General features: G+C 68.5%; 1 protein-coding gene. It reads right to left on the minus strand.

From position 1 onward, the window contains the following. On the minus strand, positions 1 to 442 hold a 442-nt coding region (locus tag D7X74_RS42405), incomplete at its 3' end, for an FAD-binding oxidoreductase (RefSeq protein ID WP_147446936.1). Positions 443 to 444 lie beyond the last annotated feature (2 nt).

Raw genomic sequence — 444 nt, forward strand, 5'->3', positions numbered from 1 at the left:
GTACGTAGTCGCCTGTGACGCCGTACTTCACGCAGCACAGCCCGCCGGCGTTGGTGGCGATGTTGCCGCCGATGCTGCAGATCTCGAACGACGACGGATCCGGGGGATACCACAGGCCGTGTTCGGCGGCGGCCTCCTTCACCTCGGCGTTGTACAGGCCGGGCTGGCACACTGCGGTGCGGGTGACCGGGTCGACGGTGATGTCGCGCATCTTTTCGGTGGACAGCACGATCCCGCCATCCAGGGCGGTCGCCCCGCCCGAAAGGCCGCTACCGGCTCCTCGGGTCACCACGGGCACCTGGTTCGCACTGGCCCAACGCAGCACCGTCTGCACCTCTTCGGTGCGCCGTGGCCGGATGATTGCCAGCGGTTTGCCGGCCGAAGGGTCAAAGGCCCGGTCTTGCCGGTAGCCGTCGGTGACGGCGGGGTCGGTGACCACCATCC

It is taken from the genome of Corallococcus sp. CA047B, from assembly GCF_003612065.1.
Taxonomy (GTDB): Bacteria; Myxococcota; Myxococcia; order Myxococcales; family Myxococcaceae; genus Corallococcus; species Corallococcus praedator.